At 36.6% G+C, this 1,045-nt stretch carries 2 protein-coding genes; both read right to left on the minus strand.

Translation table 11 applies throughout. The annotated features are described in order from the left end of the window. Positions 1–493 (minus strand): ATP-binding protein (locus G5B32_RS16885; protein ID WP_165292661.1); only part of this gene is annotated, 493 nt, incomplete at its 3' end. A 59-nt stretch (positions 494–552) separates the two neighbouring features. After that, positions 553–1,045, minus strand: a 493-nt coding sequence (locus tag G5B32_RS16890) for a hypothetical protein (protein ID WP_165292662.1), incomplete at its 5' end; no start/stop codon positions are given.

Raw genomic sequence — 1,045 nt, forward strand, 5'->3', positions numbered from 1 at the left:
CTAGGTTAGCTCGTACCATTTTTTTGTATTCTGCTGTTTGCGAACGTACAAAGTCCTTGGTTTTTAAGGTAGAGACTATTTCTTCCATAGTTCTAAAGTATACATGATACCCGGCCTTTACAGCATCCTTGGCTAACCCTGCCGCTAGCATTGTTTTTCCTGTACCACTTGGTCCCATAAGAACTAAGTTAAAGAGCTGATCTATCCAGTTAAGCTCTCTAAGGGTGGCGAGTCTTTTATCAGTAAGTCCATTACGTTTAGCATCATAGTTTAATAAATCGTTATTACGGGGAAGAGCAGCAGATTTCATACGTCTAACTTCATCTCTTTGTTGGCGATGTTGCTGCTCTGTTTTCAATAACCTTGTTAGGAGCTCTAAATAGCCAATATCTTCACTTTCAGCTGTAGCTATTATTTGATCCAAATTTGCAGCAATCGCTGAGATTCTGAAGTCTGAACAAAGTTGTTTTACCAGTTGTTTTTGATTTTCCATTGTTATATTTTTAGTAGAGTTATTAGTTTTTCCCTGCCGTATTACCGACAGGGATATTATTAGTTGTTACCAAAAAGCAATTCATAATCAGTTAAATCACTTTTCTGAGGTTCGAGTTCCATTTGGGTGTTATTGCTTGCTGAAAGTGGGTTGAGCCTGATAATTTTGGTTTCCAGTTCCGGTTTATGGATTTTTTCTGAGCGGATATAATCTAGATAAGCTTTAAAGTCCGTTGCGCTTAGTATATTATTAGCATATACGTAATCTAATGCACGTGATATATCAAATGCATTATTGTTTTCTATGACACGCTCAATCATTTGTATCTGATCACGTATATATCTTTTTTTATGGAGTTTTATCGCAATTAACCATTGCTGAGCTTTTTCTATATTTTCGAATAAAGAAGCTGTTTGATAAATCAGTTCTGTTACCTTTGGCTCCATATTACGGCCATGAGTACGCAGAATGATCTTTTTCCCCTTTAAAGCTGAAACTTCATGTACGCAGATTTCTTTTCCTGAGAGCTCTGTAATGTGTAATTTGCCATGC

The sequence above is a fragment of the Sphingobacterium sp. SGL-16 genome (assembly GCF_011043515.1).
GTDB lineage: Bacteria > Bacteroidota > Bacteroidia > Sphingobacteriales > Sphingobacteriaceae > Sphingobacterium > Sphingobacterium litopenaei.